Raw genomic sequence first — 17,177 nt, forward strand, 5'->3', positions numbered from 1 at the left:
CAAGCACCACACAGCCTGGACCGTCACCCAACACGACGGCGGCACCCTCCAATGGACCACCCCAAGCGGAAAAACCTACACAGACCACCCCGAGCCCCACGGCCCCACCTTCAGACCCACCGATCAACTCTTCAGACCAGCGGACGAGCACCCAGGGCCCAACTCGAGTGAGCGCTCGGCCCCTGAAGAAGACCCGCCGCCGCAGCTCGGCCCCGCCTCAAGCGCGCCACCGTTCTGACTCGGCGACGCGACCCCGGGCGACGCGACCCGCGGGCGACGCGCTGCCTCCACGAGGCGCGCTCGCAGAGGCGCGCTCGCAGAGGCGCGCTCGCAGAGGCGCGCTCGCAGAGGCGCGCCCTCGCTCGTGTAACGAGCGAGGGCGCACCCAAGTGGGAATCGCGAGTCGCTCCGTGCTGCCCGCTCTCTCCTTCTTCCTACTTCACACTTCCCGCCGCCTAGCAATGGTCGCCGACCGACTCCGGCTACCGACTAGGCCGGGCGACGCACCCACGCGGTCGCCTCGCCCGCCAACTTCGTGCCGCTGTCCAGGTCGCTGCGCAGCAGCACCTCAGCGTCAGCGCCCAGGTCGAACGGCTCGGACCCGAAGTTCGTCACGATCTCCCAGCCGTTCGGGCGGGCGAAGCGAAGCACGTCGACGCTCCCGCTCGGCAGCCACTCGAGCTGCTCCCCGCTCTGCAGCTCGTGCCGCAGCGCGAGGGCCTTCCGGTAGAGCGCAAGCACCGAACCGGCGTCCTCCTCCTGGAGCTCGACGGCCGACGCGCCGAACCATCCGGGCTGGGGAAGGTGCGCATCCGCTTCCCCGAACCCGAACGATCGACCCTCGGCAACCCAGGGCAGAGGAACACGGCAGCCGTCGCGGCCGATGTCGACGCCGGGGTTGCGGAAGAAGGTGGGGTCCTGGCGGTCCGAATCCGGGATGTCGGCGACCTCGTGGAGCCCGAGCTCCTCGCCCTGGTACAGGTACGCAGAACCCGGCAGCCCGAGCGTGAACAGAGTTGCCGCCCGCGCCCGACGCAGCCCACCCTCCGCGTCGAGCACAGGGTGCTCGCCACCCGAGAGCAGCCACTCGGAGCCGTGCTTCACGACCGGGTGCCCCTTCTCGCTGCGCTCCGGATGCGGGAGTCCGTAGCGCGTCGCGTGACGCACCACGTCGTGGTTCGACAGCACCCACGTGGTCGACGACCCAGAGCGCTCGGCGAGCTCGAGGTTGTCGGTCACGATGCTCGAGAACTGGCGAGCATCGAAGTCGGCCTCGAGGAGATCGAAGTTGAACGCCTGCCCGAGCCCCTCCGGGCTCGCGTAGCGCGGGCGGCGATCACGCTCGACCCACGCCTCGGCGACGGCCGTCCGCGGCGGGTCGTACGAGTTGAAGACCTTGCGCCACTCGGCGTAGACCTCGTGCACGTCGTCGCGGTCGATGATGGGGTGGTTGCCGTCGAAGGGCAACGCGTCGAGCACCGCCTTCGACGGCAGCTCGCCGCTGAGGTCCTTCGTCAGCATGTGGGCGACGTCGATGCGGAAGCCGTCAACACCTCGGTCTGACCAGAACCGCAGGGTGTGCAGGAAGTCGGCCCGCACCTCGGGGTTCGCCCAGTTGAAGTCGGGCTGCTCGACCGCGAAGTTGTGGAAGTACCACTGGCCGTCCTCGACACGATGCCAAGCCGGTCCGCCGAATACCGACTCCCAATCCGTGGGCGCCTCCGCCCCGTCCGGCCCCTTGCCGTCGCGGAAGATGTAGCGCTCGCGCTCCGGGGAGCCCGGCCCAGCGGCGAGAGCCGCCTGGAACCACTCGTGCTGGTCGGACGAGTGGTTCGGGACGATGTCCACGATCACGCGGATCCCGGCTCCGTGCAGGGCGGCGACCATGCGGTCGAAGTCCTCGAGCGTGCCCAGGCGGGGATCCACGTTGCGGTAGTCGGCGACGTCGTAGCCGCCGTCGGCGAGCTCAGACGGATAGAAGGGGCTGAGCCAGACGGCGTCGATGCCAAGCGCCTGCAGGTACGGCACCTTCGCGGTGATGCCCGGCAGGTCGCCGAGCCCGTCGCCGTTGGCGTCCGCGAAGCTGCGCGGATAGATCTGGTAGACCGCCGCCTGACGCCACCAGTCGGCGTCCTGCGGGCGGGCGCGGGTGAGGACGTCGGTCTCTGCGGAGAAGGTCGAGCTCATAGTTGGGTATTCCTCGGGTTGTTGGTGGTCTGTGGCTGAGAAAGGGTTCTGGGTTCAAGAGAGCTCGCGGTGGGCGCGAGATGCTCCTGTGGAAGCGCGTGCAGCGTCCGCGAAGCGGTCATCCCTTGACGGCGCCCTGCGTGACGCCCTCCATGACCCACCGCTGCGTGAACAGGTAGGCGATGAGCGCGGGCGCCATCGCCATCAGGTATGAGGCGAAGGACACGTTGTAGTTGTTGCTGAACTGGGTCTGGAAGATCTTCTGCACCACGGGCAGGGTCTGCATCGCCGGGTCGGAGATGATGAGCGACGGCATCATGAAGTCGTTCCATGAGGCCAGGAAGGCGAAGATGCCGACCGTCGCGCTCATCGGGGCGAGGAGCGGGAAGATGACCCGCCAGAACGTCTGCGACGTGCTGGCGCCGTCGATGCGGGCGCTCTCCTCGAGCTCGCCCGGGATCGACCTCAGGAACGCGGTGAAGAGCAGGATCGAGAAGCTGAGCTGGAACATCACGTGGAGGATGATGACGCCGACCGGGTTGTCGAGCCCGAAGAGTCCGCTCATCTGGATCTGCGGGAGGGCGACGGCCGGGAAGGGCAGGAACATCGCCGCCAGCAGGTAGTAGAAGGAGCCCCGGAAGAACCGGTTGTTCCAGTTGCGCGTGATGGCGTACGAGGCGAGAGCCGCGAGCAGGATGACGCCCGCGACGGTGCCCGCCGTGATGAACACGGAGACGCTGAACGCCTGCGGGAAGTTGGTGAGATTCCAGGCCTCGACGAATCCGTCGAAGCTGAAGGGCGCAGGCAGCGCGAACACGTTGCCGCTGACGGCCTGCGAGGTGGTCTTGAAGGCGGTCACCACGGTCACGTAGAGCGGGATGAGCACGGTCACGGCGCAGAGGAGCAGGATGATCGTCGTCGACCATCGACCTCGTCCGCCACGGTTCCTGCTCGCCGGGGCCACTCGCGCGCGGCTGACGATGGGCTGTTGAAGTGCCATCAGAGTTGGTTCTTTCCCTGGGTGAGGCGGAGCTGGAGGAGGGAGATGACGACGACGAGGACGAAGAAGAACGTCGCGTTGGCCATCTGGTAGGCGTAGTCGCCGCCGCTGAAGCCGGTGAAGATCGTCATGGCGATGCTTCTGGTCGACGTGCCCGGGCCGCCGTCCGTGAGGCCGACGATGATGTCGTAGGCGTTGAGGAAGTTCTTGAAGCCGAGGATCACGTTGATGACGACGTAGCCGGCGACGAGCGGCAGCGTGATCTGCAGCATCTGCTGCCATTTCGAGGCCCCATCGAGGTCTGCCGCCTCGTAGACGTCGCCGGGAACCGCGAGGAGACCGGCGATGTAGATGAGCAGGGTGCCGGGGATCGCCTGCCAGGCCGTCACGATGACGATGCCGATCCAGGCGAGGTTGGGGTTCGCGAGGATGCTCTCGGACAGCCACGGGATGTTCAGGCTCTGCCCGAGTGCCGGCACGGCGTTGGAGAACAGGAAGTTGAACACGAACGCGATGACGATGCCCGAGATGACCATGGGGATCACGAACACGGTGCGCAGCGGAGCTTTGAGGCGGATGCGCGCGACGAGGCCGATCGCGAGGAGGAACGCGAGCACGTTGACGAGGATCACCGTGACGGCCGCGAAGCCCATCGTGAACCCGTAGCTCTGCCAGATGGCGGGGTCGCCGAACATGGCGATGTAGTTGGTGATGCCGACGAAGTTCCATTCGCCGAAGCCGATGGAGTTCGTGAAGCTGAAGAAGATGCCGATGACGGCGGGGATGGTGATGGCGATCGTGAAGAGCACGAGCGTCGGGACGAGGAAGAGGTAGTGGACGCGGTCGATGCGACGTGAGCTTCGCGGCCTGATCTTCTTGCCTTCGCGGGCGGCTTCCTCGGTGCGGATCGCCTCCGTGGTGGTTGCCTCGATGGTGGTCGACATTGGTGTCTCCGGTCCGGTTCTTGATCGAGTTGGGCTGGCCGTCATTGGCGCAGCGCGAGGCGGGCCCAGTCGGCGTCGAGCGTGCTGAGCGTCGAGTCGACGCTCGCTCCCCCGGTGACGAGTCCCTGCATGTAGTTCTCGGTGGGGATCGTCAGCGGGATCGCCTTCGACGGCCCCTGGTAGAAGGCGGCGTTCTCGTAGTAGGGCTGGAGTTCGACGAGCCGCGGGTCGGTGACCGGGTCGGCGTCGACGGTCGTGCCGAAGCCGAGCTGGGCCGCGTTGTAGGCGTTGATGACCTCCGGCTGGAAGAGGTACTGGAGGAACTCGCGCGCTTCCTCCTTGTGCTTGGAGGCCTCCGGGATCCAGGCTGCGAGGTCGATGTTGACGCGCACCTCGCGGTCGTCGGCGTTCTCCGTCATCGGGAGGGGGAACATGCCGAGGTTCGCGTCCGGGTTGGTCTTGGCGATCTCGCCGAGCGCCCATGGACCCTGGAGGTACATGGCCGCCTTGCCCTCGGCGAAGGCCACGTTGCCGTCGCCGTAGCCCCGGCTGCCCGCATCCGCGTTCGTGTAGGTGCTGGCGAGCTCCGTCATCCGCGTGACCGGGTCGGTCATGGTTGACTCGAACGAGACGGGCGAGTCGGGCCCGACATCGGTGCCGAGCTCGTTGAGCTCGTCGTAGAAGCCCGCGACGTCGATGGAGCCGCCAACCGTGTAGTCGAACCATCCCTGGCTCACCGTCCACGGGTCCTTGAAGGTGGCGTAGAACGGGTCGATGCCGGCCGACTTGAGCTGATCGCAGACCTCGATGAGCTCGCTGTAGGTGGTCGGCACCTCGAGGCCCTGCTCTTCGAAGATGTCCTTGTTGTAGATGACGGATGCGGCCATGACCGAGTAGGGCAGCACGCTCGTGCGCCCCGGGTAGCTGGCGTACTGGTCGACGAGGCCCTGGATCTCCGGCAGGATGCGGTCGGCCTCGGGCAGGTCGGACAGGTCTGAGAGCGCGCCGCGTTCCATGAAGCGGGCCATCTCCATGTTGTAGTTGAGGAGCCCCAGGTCCGGCGGGTTGCCGCGAAGGAACCCGGCCTGCAGGTTGGAGGAGGTATCGAGGACGACTCGCACCTCGCTCTGCGAGGAGTTGTAGTCCTGGATGAGCTCCCGGAAGTACGGGATGGCTTCCGGCTTGCTGAGGAAGAAGCGCACCTCGGTGGGCCCTGTGCTGGTGCAGGCTGCGAGTCCTGAGCCGGCGAGCGCGATCACGAGCGCGGCGACAAGCGCACGCAGCAGGGCGCGGGGCCGGAAGCGTTTCGAAGGTGTTGGCACGTCGTTGTCCCTTGGGCTGAGCTGGCTGCTGCGGACGCTGGCCAGACATTGAAACGAACACTAAATTTTGTGTCTAAATTTACTGCTGGAGGTAATGTAAACCCACGGCCAGCGAAAGGTCAACACCGTGTTCAGCCTTCCCAGCACCCCACCCCCTCTGAAGCGCGCCAACCTGCAACTGCTGCTCGAGTACGCCTGGAGCTGCGAGGCATTCACCGCGACGGATGCCATGAGCATCGGCCTCACGAGGTCGACCATCATCGACCTCCTCGACGAGCTCGCCTCGTGTGGGCTCATCACCGAGCTCCCCAACTCCAGACAGGACGGCAGCTACCAGAAGGGGCGCCCCGCGCGCCGCTTCGAGTTCGCGGCGGACGCGGGAGTCGTCGTGGGCGTCGACGCCGGACGCGAGCATCTGACGACGACGGTGTCGAACCTCCGTGGCTCGACGATCAGCACCGGCCAGGTCGAGGTCGACCCGGAGGCGGACTCCCCCGAGACGAGGCGGGATCTCCTGCGCCGGGTCGTCACCGACCAGCTCGGCGTGACAGGGCACGCCTTCGAGGAGGTCGCGGCGATCTGCATCGGCGTCCCAGCGCCCGTAGACGCGCGCGGCACCTCCCCCACGCACGTCGACAGGTTCTGGCAGCGCACCAACCCGGACTTCGTGACGGTCTTCGAGGAGCAGATCCCGATCATCCGAGTCGAGAACGACGCCCTGCTCGCCGCCGTCGCGGAGGGCAGCGTGGGTGGCGGCGTCGGCAGCAGTGACTTCGTGACCTTCCTGAGCGGCGAGCGCTTCGGTGCGGGCATCGTCGTCGACGGGCGACTGCTCCGTGGCGCCCACGGCGGGGTCGGCGAGATGCTCGGCCTCGACCTCGTTGCCGGCGCGGGAGGTGTCGACGGCCTCGGACTGCGCGCGGCGCGCCTCGCCAGGGCGGCCGTCGCCGACGGGAACGTGCTGTCCGGGAGCCCACTGCTGCGGGTGGAACCGGAGCAGCTCAATGGCAAGCTCGTGCTCGAAGCGGCCAGGGACGGAGACCCGGACGCGCGTCGGGTCGTCGCGGAAGTCGGCGGAGTGCTGGCTCGCATCGTCGGCCTCGTCGCAAGCCTCTTCGACCCCGAGCGGGTCATCATCGCGGGAGGCGTCGCGCCGGGCGCCGACGGCATCATCGCGGCGGCCCGAGAGGAACTCCCCGCACTCCTGCACCTGCCCGTGCCGCAACTCGTGCGCTCAGAGCTCGGCGCCGGAGTCGTGTCGATCGGCGCGGTGCAGCACGCCCTCAGCTCCGCGAGGGCCAGCATCCTCGACCTCTGAACGAGGACGCACCCCGAACGAGGACTCCCTGAACACGGGCGCCTGAGCGCGCAACACGCCCGCACGGAATGCGAGCGGGCGGGCCGCTGTTCGATCTGTGGGGCCGCGCATGAGCGGGCCCCGCGATCCGAAAGGCAGTCCCAGTGGACCTCTTCTCCCCCTTGACTCTCGGCGACATCGAGCTCGCCAACCGTGTCGTCATGGCGCCACTGACCCGTACCCGCGCAGACGCTGCAGGCGTACCGGGTGAGCTCGTCGCGGAGCACTACGCGCAGCGCGCGAGCCTTGGTCTGATCATCACCGAGGGCACCTACCCGAGCGCCGAGTCGCGCGCCTACCCGGGCCAGCCCGGCATCGTCACCCCCGAACAGGCCGAGGGCTGGCGCCGCGTCGCCGAGGCCGTGCACGCACGCGGCGGGCGCATCGTGATGCAGCTCATGAACGGCGGCCGCGTCTCGCACACCGACATCACGGGCACCGACCGGATCGTCGCTCCGAGCGCCATCGCGATCGACGGCGAGGTGCGCACCCCGAACGGGAAGCTCCCCTACCCGGTTCCGCATGCACTCACGACAGCTGAGCTCGCCGAGGTCCGCGAGGAGTTCGTGGATGCGGCCAGGCGCGCCATCGAGGCCGGCCTCGATGGCGTCGAGATCCACGGCGCGAACGGCTACCTCCTGCACGAGTTCCTCTCGCCCATATCGAACCAGCGCACCGACGAGTATGGCGGCTCTCCCGCAGCCCGCGCCCGCTTCGTCGTCGAGGTGACGGCAGCCGTCGCGGAGGCGATCGGCGCGGGACGCGTCGGCGTGCGCCTGTCACCCGCCCACAACATCCAGGACGTCGTCGAGACGGACGAGGCTGACGTGCGCGCGACCTACGACGCGGTGGCGGATGGCCTCGCCCCGCTCGGTCTCGCGTACCTGAGCGTGCTGCACGCCGAACCGGAAGGCGCGCTGGTGCAGGACCTGCGGGCCCGCTTCGGCGGCGCCTTCATCGCGAACAGCGGCTTCAGCAGCGTCACGACCCGCGAGGAGGCCCTCAACCTCGTCGGCCAGGGCAACGCGGATGCGGTGGCCGTCGGCCGCCTCGCGATCGCGAACCCCGACCTCGTCGAGCGCTGGCAGGGCGACCACCCCGAGAACGAGCCGAACCCGGCGACCTTCTACGGCGAAGGGGCGGTCGGCTACACCGACTACCCGCGGCTCTCCGCGTAACCCGCGCAGCCAGCGAGGCGCGCACCCCCTGCCCGGCGCACGGCAGCTCGCGCACGACGCCACCCGGATGATCTCCGGGTGGCGTCGTGCGCGGCGCGATCACGCACCGATGTCGTGCGTCGCCGCACCACACCGCCATTGCGGATCTCTGCGCCCGTGCTAGCATGCGTTATACGATTAACTGATCCACGAGGAGGTGGGCAATGGCGAGACGCCCCAAGACGACGACGATGTCACAGGTGGCAGAGCACGCAGGTGTATCGCAGGCCACGGTGTCGCTGGTCCTCAACAATGTCGCGGGATCCCGCGTCGCCGAGGCCACCAAGGAGCGCGTACTGGAAGCGGTCCGCGAGCTCGACTACCGGACGAACGCCTTCGCGAAGACCCTGCGGAGCGGCGAGTCCGAGATGATCGGCTTCATCTCGGACGAAGTGGCCAGCTCCCCCTTCGCCGGCGGGCTCCTGAAAGGCGCACAGCGCCTCGCTTGGGAGAACGGCAACGTGATCCTGACCGTCGACACCTACAACGACGCTGGACTCGAGCAGGCCGCCGTCGAGATGATGCAGTCCTACCGAGTGCGCGGCGTCGTCTACGCCTCGATGTACCACCGGGTCCTCGATGTCCCCGAGGCACTCAGCGGAGTGCCCACCGTCGTCGTCAACGCGCAGGACCGCGCCGGCCTCGTGCCGAGTGTGTTCCCCGACGAGGAGATGGGTGGCTACGCGGCAACGCGCCAGCTGCTCGACGCAGGCCACACGAAGCTGGCGATGATCAACATCCAGCCCCAGATCAGCGACCTGCCAGCAGGCATCGGACGCCTCGCCGGGTTCCGGCGCGCGCTCACCGAAGCTGGCCTCTCACCGAGGCCCGAGTGGATCCTCCCCGGCACCGGGATCGTCGAGGATGGCCTGCGACTCACGAAGGAGCTCATGGCGGGCGACGACCGACCGACGGCGATCTTCTGCGGCAACGACCGAACCGCCTGGGGCGCCTACCGCGCCCTCGAGGCCCTCGGCCTCAGCGTGCCGGACGACTGCTCCATCATCGGCTTCGACAACCACGAGATGCTCGCGCCACACCTCGACCCCGGCCTGACCACGGTCGCCCTCCCCTACGAGCAGATGGCGCAGACCGCCATCGACCTGCTCCTCGACCCAACATCCTCCCCATCCCTTCACATCCCACTCGAGTGCACCGTCGTGACTCGCGGGTCTGTAGCAAAGGCCAAAGCATGACCACGAAGATCACCCTCCCGGCACGCAAACCACGGCAGTCCCGGCGGCCGCGCCGCCCGCGACGAAATTTCAGAACTGAAGTCCGCCGCGCCATGCGGAGCTGCCAGTTATACGTATTACTCCTTCCCGCACTCGCCTCGGTGCTGGTCTTCAAGTACTGGCCCATGTACGGCGCGCAGATCGCCTTCCGCAACTACAACCCGGCAGACGGATTCGCCGGGAGCCCCTGGGTGGGGCTCGAGCACTTCGAACGCTTCGTCACCTCGTTCCAGTTCGAGCGACTCATCGCGAACACCCTGACGCTGAACGCGCTCGGGCTGCTCATCGCGTTCCCCGTGCCGATCATCCTGGCGCTCATCGTCAACCAGCTGCAGAGCGAGCGCTTCAAGAAGTTCACGCAGACCGTCCTCTACTCGCCGTCGTTCATCTCGGTGGTGGTCGTCGTCGGCATGATCTACCTGCTCTTCTCGCCGAGATCCGGAATCGTCAACAACGCCATCACGGTGTTCGGCGGCGACCCCATCTTCTTCATGGGCTCGGCGGAGTGGTTCAGGCCCCTCTACATCGGCTCGGACATCTGGCAGAACGCGGGATTCTCGATGATCGTCTACCTCGCCGCCCTGACCGCCATCGACCCGTCGCTCCACGAAGCGGCGCGCGTCGACGGGGCCAACAAGTGGCAGCGGATCCGGCACATCGACATCCCCGGGATCCTCCCCGTCATCACGATCCTCTTCATCCTCGCGATCGGGAACCTCTTCAACCTCGGCTTCGAGAAGGTCCTCCTCATGCAGACCGACCTCAACCTGCCGACCTCCGAGGTCATCCAGACCTACGTGTACCAAGCCGGCCTCAAGCAGGCCCAGTTCAGCTACTCGGCCGCCATCGGCCTCTTCAACTCCCTCATCAACATGGTGCTGCTCCTGACCTTCAACTGGGTCGCGAAGCGTGCAGGCCAGTCGACTCTCTGGTGATGAACATGACCTCAACGGCCTCACGCCCCCAATCCGATGCACCCGCGCCGCTCGACCACGGGGCGCGACCCCGGGTGGCTCCCCACCCTGTGCCGCGCCGACGGGACCCCTGGCGCAAGCGCATGGCAGATCCGGTCTTCAACACCTTCGCGGTTGGGACCCTGCTGCTCGCCATCGCCGCCGTCCTGTACCCGCTGTACTTCATCGTGATCGCCTCCGTCAGCGAACCCGCCGAGATCCTCAACGGCAACGTCTGGCTGTGGCCCCAGGGGTTCACCCTCGAGGGCTACGCCAGGATCTTCGCGGATGCGGCCATCTGGCAGGGCTTCGGGAACTCCGTGCTCTACACGAGCGTCGGCACCCTCATCAGCGTCGTGTCGATCCTCTGCGGCGCCTACGCGCTCTCGCGGAAGGACCTGTACGGGCGCAAGGTCCTCATGCTCGTCTTCATCCTCACGATGTTCATCGATGGCGGGCTCATCGCCCGGTACCTCGTCGTGCGCGACCTCGGCATGCTGGACACGATCTGGGCCGTCGTGCTCCCCGGCGCGGTCGGCGTCTGGAACCTCATCATCGCGAGGGCCTTCTTCGAGAACAACGTCCCGAGCGAGCTGCGGGAAGCCGCTCAGATCGATGGAGCGAACGACTTCCGCTTCTTCTTCCAGATCGTGCTCCCGCTCTCGAAGCCCCTCATCTTCCTCATGATCATGATCCACCTCGTCGCGAACTGGAACGCCTTCTTCGACGCCCTCATCTACCTCGACGACGAGAGCAAGTACCCACTCCAGCTTGTCCTCCGAAACGTGCTCATCCAATCGGAGGTCAACTCGGCAGGAGGCACGGGCGCAGTCGATTCCTACGCCGCCGCTCAGCGCCTGGGCGAGCTCATGAAGTACGGAATGATCGTCATCTCCAGCCTGCCGCTGCTCATCGTCCTGCCCTTCATGCAGAAGCACTTCACCAAGGGCGCCCTTCTCGGCGCCGTCAAGAGCTGAACAGCTCCTCATCCCACCATCGCTCGACAAGAAAGACAGAACGAACATGAAACAGCGACGTTTCGCGACCTCGATCGCCCTCGTGACCGTGAGTGGCCTCCTGCTGACCGGATGCACAGGCGGCAGCGGCGGCGGCGAGCTCACCGACCTCTCCTCCGACTACGGATTCAACGCCGAAGGGCTGCCCATCGTCACCGAGCCCCTGAGCCTCACGTTCGGCGGCACCAAGTCGGCGCTCGCCCCCGACTACGCCTCCATGGAACTCGTCCAGCAGTGGGCACAGGACACCAACATCACGATCGACTGGCGCAACCTGCCCGAGCAGGTCTACGCCGAGAAGAAGAACCTCATGCTGGCCGGAGACGAGCTCCCGGACGTGCTCTTCAACTCGGGCCTGAGCGACTCCGAGATCGTCCAGAACGGCTCGAACGGCACCCTCATCCCGCTCGAGGACCTCATCGCAGCGCACGCGCCCACCCTGTCCGGCATCCTCGACGCTCGACCCGACATCAGGGCAGCGCTCACCGCATCCGACGGGCACATCTACACGCTCCCCTCCGTAGAGGAGCTCGGCATCCTCCAGTACCCGAACTTCCTCTACATCAACAAGCAGTGGCTCGACACCCTGGGCATCCCGATGCCGACCACGATCGACGAATACCAGGCTGCGCTCGAGGCGTTCAAGACACGCGACCCGAACGGCAACGGCAAGGCCGACGAGATCCCGCTCTCGTTCCGAACCGACTCCTTCGCCGCCAACCCCTCCGACCTCATCACCGCCCTCGGTGGCCAGCCGGAGAACAACGACCATCGCATCGTCCGCGACGGGACCGTGGAATTCACCGCCAACACCAGCGAGTACCGTGCCGGCGTCGAAGCGCTCGGCGAGTGGTACGCGGACGGACTCATCGACCCCGAATCGTTCTCGCAGGACGACGTCGCCTACCTGTCCAAGGGCAAAGCGGAAACGCCGATCCTCGGGTCCTTCTTCTGGTGGGAGCTCGAAGAGATGGTCGGCGAGGAAAAGAGCGGCGACTACGAGCTGGTCGGCGTCCTCGAGGGCGCGAACGGCGAGCGCCTCGCGAGCGTCTCCAACAACCAGGAGATCAACCGCGGCGCCATGGCGCTCACCCGCGCCAACCAGTACCCGTCCGCGACCATCCGCTGGGCAGATCGCCTCTTCGACCCGGTCATGTCGGCCCAGACCAGCTGGGGACCCATCGGCGTGACGCTGGAAGAGGACGCAGCTGGCCTCCTCGTGCAGATCCCCGCCCCGGAGGGCGAGTCCGAAGGCGAACGACGCCAGAAGGTCGCCCCGGGCGGCCCCAAGATCACGACAGCCGAGGACTTCGAGACGGTCGTCGCGCCAGAGCCCCGCGCGAAGCTGCGCCAGGACCTCGTGAACGAGAACTACGCACCATACGCCGCCAACGAGGCGTACCCACCAGTGCTGCTGTCGAACGAGGAGCTCGACCAGACCGCCTTCGCGCTCACCGACATCAACAGCCTCGTGAAGGAGAAGTTCGCGAGCTGGGTCGTGAACGGGAACATCGACGCCGAATGGGACAGCTACACGTCTCAGCTCGAGGGTCTCGGCGTCGCAGAGGTCACCGACATCTACCAGCAGGCCTACGACCGGTTCCAGCAAGGCGGCGAGTAGCCGAAGTGCGGCGGGACTCTCTCGGTCCCGCCGCCCGCGCGCCCACCCCGGCCGACGCGCAGAACCGCCCCGCACGAGCTGCCACCAGCAGAGCTCACTCATGAGAGCTCGCCTTCAAGAACGGAACGCATCCATGACCATGACTCCCCCGACGACCACGGCCGTAACCCCGCTGCGGCCATCCGCTCACTTCACGTCCCACAGGTCCTGGCTGAACGACCCCAACGGACTCGTCTACCACCAGGGCGTCTACCACCTGTTCTTCCAGACGAACCCGTTCGGCAGCACCTGGGGCAACATCTCCTGGGGGCACGCCACGTCCACGGACCTCGTGTCCTGGACGGAGCAGGCCGTCGCGATTCCCGCGACCGACGAGGAGATGGCGTTCTCGGGAAGCGCCGTCGTCGACACCCGCAACACGGCCGGCTTCGCGAGCGACGGCGAGACGGCCCTCGTCGCCATCTACACGAGCGCACGACCGCCCGTGGGAGAGAAGCCCGGCCTGCAGGCGCAGTCGCTCGCCTTCAGCACCGATGACGGCGCCACCTGGACGCGGTACGCGGGGAACCCGGTCCTCGACATCGGCTCGTCCGAGTTCCGAGACCCGAAGGTCTTCTGGCACGGCGGCGACGATGGCAACTGGGTCATGGTGGTGGTGGATGCGGTCGCCAGGAAGGTGCTGTTCTACACCTCGAACAACCTCATCGACTGGACGTTCGCGTCGGACTTCGGGCCCGCGCACGCGACGAGTGGCGTCTGGGAATGCCCCGACCTCTTTCCGCTCCGAGTCGAGGAGACCGGGGAGACGCGGTGGGTGCTGATCGTGAGCATGAACCCCGGAGCGCGGGCCGGCGGGTCCGGCACGCAGTACTTCATCGGCGACTTCGACGGCACCACCTTCGTCGCCGAGCGCCTGACCGCCTCCGACGATCTTGAGGAGTACGACTGGCTCGACCACGGGCGGGACTACTATGCGGCCGTTTCCTTCGACAACGCCCCGGACGACCGCCGACTCATGATCGGCTGGGCGAGCAACTGGGACTACGCCAACGAGACGCCGACCTCGCCGTGGCGCTCCGCGATGTCGCTCGTCCGCGAGATGAGGCTCGTGCGCTGTGCCGACGGCCGCCACCGGCTGGGCCAGGTTCCGGTCATCGGGGAGGGCCACGCGGGCATGACCATCTCGGAGCACACGATCGCCGTCGAGCCGGGCAGTCGGTCGACGATCGTGCTCGACAGCGACGGGGCTACCGACGAGCAGGTGCTGGTCCACTTCGATCGCGACGCGCACTCCGCCAGCCTCACCCTCGAGCGCGGGAGGAGCGGCATCGTGGACTTCCATCCCCGGTTCGCGGCCCCCAACCGAGTGCCGATCGGCGCGCACATCGCGTCGCCCATCGACGTCAGGATCGTGGTGGACGCGACCGTCATCGAGATCTTCCTCGCCGACGGCACGCAGACGGTGACGGAGCAGATCTTCCCCAGCGTTGCGCTGAGCCGCGCACGAACACAGCAGTAAGCAGCGGCACGGATCTCGGATCACGTGGGACAGTTGGCCATGCGCATCGCCGACTTCCCCGTCCCTGATTCCGCCGCCGCCCGAGGCGCACTCGAGCTGGCGCTCCAGTACCAGACGGCGTCGCTCACCGCCCACGCCGTCCGCTCGTGGCTGTGGGCGGAGGGCATCGCCGCGGTCGAGGGCCGAGCTGCCGTCGACCACGAGCTGCTCTACGTCGCAGCTCTCCTCCACGACATCGGGACGGTGACGGAGTACGACAACCACACCGTCTCCTACGAGCACGCGGGCGGGCACGTCGCCGTCGCCCTGACGGCCGGTGCGGGCTGGGCCGCGGAGCGTCGAGCGCGGGTCCTCGACGTGATCGTGCGCCACAACTGGACGAGCGTCGACCCACAACTGGATCTCGAGGGGTACCTGCTCGAACGCGCAACCGGCCTCGACATCACCGGGAGCAGGCCGTATGCCCTGCCGGAGGGATTCCTGCGGGAGGTCCTGGCAGCGCATCCGCGAGGCGCGATCGCCGCCGAGTTCGGTGCATGCGTGACCGACCAGGCGGCGAGGAAGCCGACGACCTCCGCCCGCAGGCTCGTCGACGGCGGGCTCCTCCAGAAGCTCGCGGCGAACCCGCTCGAGCAGCTCGGGTAGTCGCTGAGTTCCGGCGGTTCCAGCGGCTCCACCGGGACCCATCCCCGTTCTCGTTCAGGTTCACTGCCACCGTCACTCGTAGCGCAGCGACTCCACCGGGTCCGCTCGTGCGGCTCGAGCCGCAGGCAGCGTCCCCGCCAGGAACGCGATGACCATGACGACGAGGATGACCACGCCGATCGAGACCGGGTCGAACGCGATGAGGGTCAGCCCCGGCAGGTCCGCCAGCAGCGTCGTCGCGAGCGAGGCACTGATGACCGTCCCAGCGACCACGGCGACGACCGCACCGATCGCGCTCCCCAGCAAGCCGATGAACGCCGCCTCGATGCTGAATAGCGTGAACACGCGGCCGCTGCCCATCCCCATGGCCTTCATCAACCCGATCTCGCGAGTTCGCTCCTGCACGGACATCAGCAGCGTGTTGACGATGCCGAAGCTCGCAGCGAGGAGCGCGATCACCGCGAAGGCGTTCAGCACGAGCACGATCCCGTCGATCACCGTCTTGATCGTGCCGAGCTGATCGGCGACGGTGCTCCCGGTGTAGCCGGCATCCGAGAGCCTCTGCTTGAGGAGATCGATGTCGTCGCTGCTCGCATCCGGGCTGAACCAGACCGTTGCCTGTGCGTAGCGCTCCACCTGATCCGCAGGGATCCCGATGTTCTGCGTGGCGTAGAGCTGATCCGTGAGCGCGTCGTTCGGCACGAGCGCTGCCCCCGTCGGCGAGGCGATGCTCTCCTCGGCGACGCCGACGACAACCGCCTGGGTCTCGTGGGTGCCGCGGAGCGCATCCGTGCTGCCGATCGTCACGGTCTGACCGACCGCCGCATCCGCGTCGGCGAAGCCGAGCGGCTCGACGTACGAGGTCGGCAGCAGCACCTGCAGCTCGCCGCTCGCGTCATCGGGATCGGAGCCGGCCTGCAGCTGGACGGTCTGACCCTCCACGAGACTTCCCGCCCCCACCGCGAACCTCGTGCCGGCACCGGCCTGCACGAAGTCGACCGAGAGCGACTTCGTGGCCTGCACGTCGACGACGCCCTCGATGCCCGCGAGCGACTCCAGGTCGGCGGGCAGGAGCGCGGTGACGGTCGAGCCTGGAGGGCCGGCGCTCGCCACAGCGTCCGGGTTGTACTCGAGCGGGCCGGACTCGCCGCTGCCGAAGCCCGTCGCGTCGCTCGTCTTCGTCACCGTCAGGGTGTCCGCCGCCCCCACCCCGTTGACGGTGTCGTCGATGTAGGCGTTGATGCCCGTGCCGAGCCCATTCGTGAGCGTCAGCGTGAACGCTCCGACGAAGATCGCCAGGATCGTGAGGAGCAGGCGAGTCTTCGAGCGGAACGTGTTCGAGACGGCGGTGCCGATGAGGTCCAGGGTTCTCATGCCGCCACCTGCGCAGAGTCTTCGACGATCAGGCCATCGCGGATCAGGATGCGGCGATCGCAGCGCGCGGCGAGGTCCTCATCGTGGGTGACGACGATCAAGGTGATGCCGTTCTCTCGGTTCAGGCGGAACAGGATGTCCTCGACAACTCCTCCGGTGCCGGTGTCGAGATTGCCCGTCGGCTCGTCCGCGAAGATGATCCTCGGATTGTTGACGAGCGCACGCGCGATCACGGTCCGCTGCTTCTGGCCGCCAGAGAGGTTGAGGGCCTTGCTCCTCGCCTTGTCATCGAGCTCGAGCTGCTCGAGCGCCGCCAGCCCGCGCTTCCGCCGCTCGCCTCGCGGAACGCCGGCGATCTTCATGGGGAGCACCACGTTCTCGAGCACGGAGACGTTCGGCGTGAGAAAGAACTGCTGGAACACGAACCCGAACGTCTTGTTCCTGGTTCGGTTGAGTCTCTTCCCCCGCAGCGTCCGGGTGTCGGTGCCCTCCAACTCCACGGTGCCCGAGGTCGGCACGTCCAGGAGCGCGAGCACGTGCATGAGGGTCGACTTCCCCGAGCCGCTCTTCCCGACGATGGCGAGGCTCTCCCCCTCGCGGATGTCGAAGCTCACGCCCTTCAGGGCTTCGAAGCGGTTCTGTCCCCGACCGTACGAGCGACGGACGTCGCGGACGGAGATGATCGGTGCTGGCATGCTGCCTCCTAGCTGGTGCCGAGGTCTCGACCCTCTGATGCTCGCGGCTCCCTGAGCGCCGCGCGTCCCCCGACCGCGGTCACCGAGTACTG

Annotated in this window: 14 protein-coding genes; 8 read left to right on the plus strand and 6 right to left on the minus strand. The window is 67.3% G+C overall.

The annotated features are described in order from the left end of the window. Positions 1-489: 489 nt before the first annotated feature. The 4 genes from C5E10_RS15525 to C5E10_RS15540 form a co-directional block, all read right to left on the minus strand. Positions 490-2,187 carry a glycoside hydrolase family 13 protein gene (locus C5E10_RS15525; protein ID WP_104332396.1) on the minus strand — a complete coding sequence of 566 codons (1,698 nt, stop codon included), beginning with the start codon at positions 2,185-2,187 and terminating at the stop codon, positions 490-492. Between the two features lie 118 nt (positions 2,188-2,305). Then, complete coding sequence (locus C5E10_RS15530) at positions 2,306-3,187, minus strand: carbohydrate ABC transporter permease (RefSeq protein WP_104332397.1); 882 nt, start codon at positions 3,185-3,187, stop codon at positions 2,306-2,308. Further along, positions 3,187-4,131 (minus strand): carbohydrate ABC transporter permease, encoded by a 945-nt coding sequence (locus tag C5E10_RS15535; protein ID WP_104241689.1) that lies wholly within the window; start codon positions 4,129-4,131, stop codon positions 3,187-3,189. Before C5E10_RS15535 ends, C5E10_RS15530 begins: the two co-directional genes overlap by 1 nt. A gap of 41 nt (positions 4,132-4,172) precedes the next feature. Next, positions 4,173-5,453, minus strand: coding sequence for an ABC transporter substrate-binding protein (locus tag C5E10_RS15540; RefSeq protein WP_258063143.1), 1,281 nt, complete (start codon positions 5,451-5,453; stop codon positions 4,173-4,175). A 127-nt stretch (positions 5,454-5,580) separates the two neighbouring features. On the opposite strand from C5E10_RS15540, the gene C5E10_RS15545 reads away from it, so the two are divergent. From C5E10_RS15545 to C5E10_RS15580, 8 genes are all read left to right on the plus strand, one after another. Beyond that, positions 5,581-6,771 carry an ROK family protein gene (locus tag C5E10_RS15545; protein ID WP_258071170.1) on the plus strand — a complete coding sequence of 397 codons (1,191 nt, stop codon included), beginning with the start codon at positions 5,581-5,583 and terminating at the stop codon, positions 6,769-6,771. Positions 6,772-6,914: 143 nt separating this feature from the next. Continuing rightward, complete coding sequence (locus C5E10_RS15550) at positions 6,915-7,988, plus strand: alkene reductase (RefSeq protein ID WP_104332398.1); 1,074 nt, start codon at positions 6,915-6,917, stop codon at positions 7,986-7,988. 203 nt (positions 7,989-8,191) lie between these two features. Further along, the gene (locus tag C5E10_RS15555; RefSeq protein WP_104332399.1) at positions 8,192-9,223 is read left to right on the plus strand and encodes a LacI family DNA-binding transcriptional regulator; all 1,032 of its coding nucleotides are present in this window, start codon (positions 8,192-8,194) and stop codon (positions 9,221-9,223) included. Between the two features lie 140 nt (positions 9,224-9,363). Further along, positions 9,364-10,197: a sugar ABC transporter permease gene (locus C5E10_RS15560; protein ID WP_258071171.1), complete on the plus strand. Its 834-nt coding sequence runs from the start codon at positions 9,364-9,366 to the stop codon at positions 10,195-10,197. 122 nt (positions 10,198-10,319) lie between these two features. Further along, complete coding sequence (locus C5E10_RS15565) at positions 10,320-11,192, plus strand: carbohydrate ABC transporter permease (protein WP_228496612.1); 873 nt, start codon at positions 10,320-10,322, stop codon at positions 11,190-11,192. 46 nt (positions 11,193-11,238) lie between these two features. Beyond that, positions 11,239-12,852: an ABC transporter substrate-binding protein gene (locus C5E10_RS15570; protein ID WP_104332401.1), complete on the plus strand. Its 1,614-nt coding sequence runs from the start codon at positions 11,239-11,241 to the stop codon at positions 12,850-12,852. 133 nt (positions 12,853-12,985) lie between these two features. Next, positions 12,986-14,371: a glycoside hydrolase family 32 protein gene (locus C5E10_RS15575; RefSeq protein ID WP_258071172.1), complete on the plus strand. Its 1,386-nt coding sequence runs from the start codon at positions 12,986-12,988 to the stop codon at positions 14,369-14,371. A 39-nt stretch (positions 14,372-14,410) separates the two neighbouring features. Then, on the plus strand, positions 14,411-15,016 hold the full coding sequence (locus C5E10_RS15580; protein WP_104332402.1) for an HD domain-containing protein: 606 nt from the start codon (positions 14,411-14,413) through the stop codon (positions 15,014-15,016). Positions 15,017-15,088: 72 nt separating this feature from the next. On the opposite strand, the gene C5E10_RS15585 is transcribed toward C5E10_RS15580, so the two are convergent. Both C5E10_RS15585 and C5E10_RS15590 read right to left on the minus strand, forming a co-directional pair. After that, positions 15,089-16,390 carry an ABC transporter permease gene (locus C5E10_RS15585; protein WP_104332403.1) on the minus strand — a complete coding sequence of 434 codons (1,302 nt, stop codon included), beginning with the start codon at positions 16,388-16,390 and terminating at the stop codon, positions 15,089-15,091. Continuing rightward, positions 16,387-17,085 (minus strand): ABC transporter ATP-binding protein, encoded by a 699-nt coding sequence (locus tag C5E10_RS15590; RefSeq protein ID WP_104241706.1) that lies wholly within the window; start codon positions 17,083-17,085, stop codon positions 16,387-16,389. The genes C5E10_RS15585 and C5E10_RS15590 overlap by 4 nt, the downstream gene beginning before the upstream one ends. Between the last annotated feature and the right edge of the window lie 92 nt (positions 17,086-17,177).

The sequence above is a fragment of the Pseudoclavibacter sp. RFBG4 genome (genome assembly GCF_002931515.1).
Taxonomy (GTDB): Bacteria; Actinomycetota; Actinomycetes; order Actinomycetales; family Microbacteriaceae; genus Pseudoclavibacter.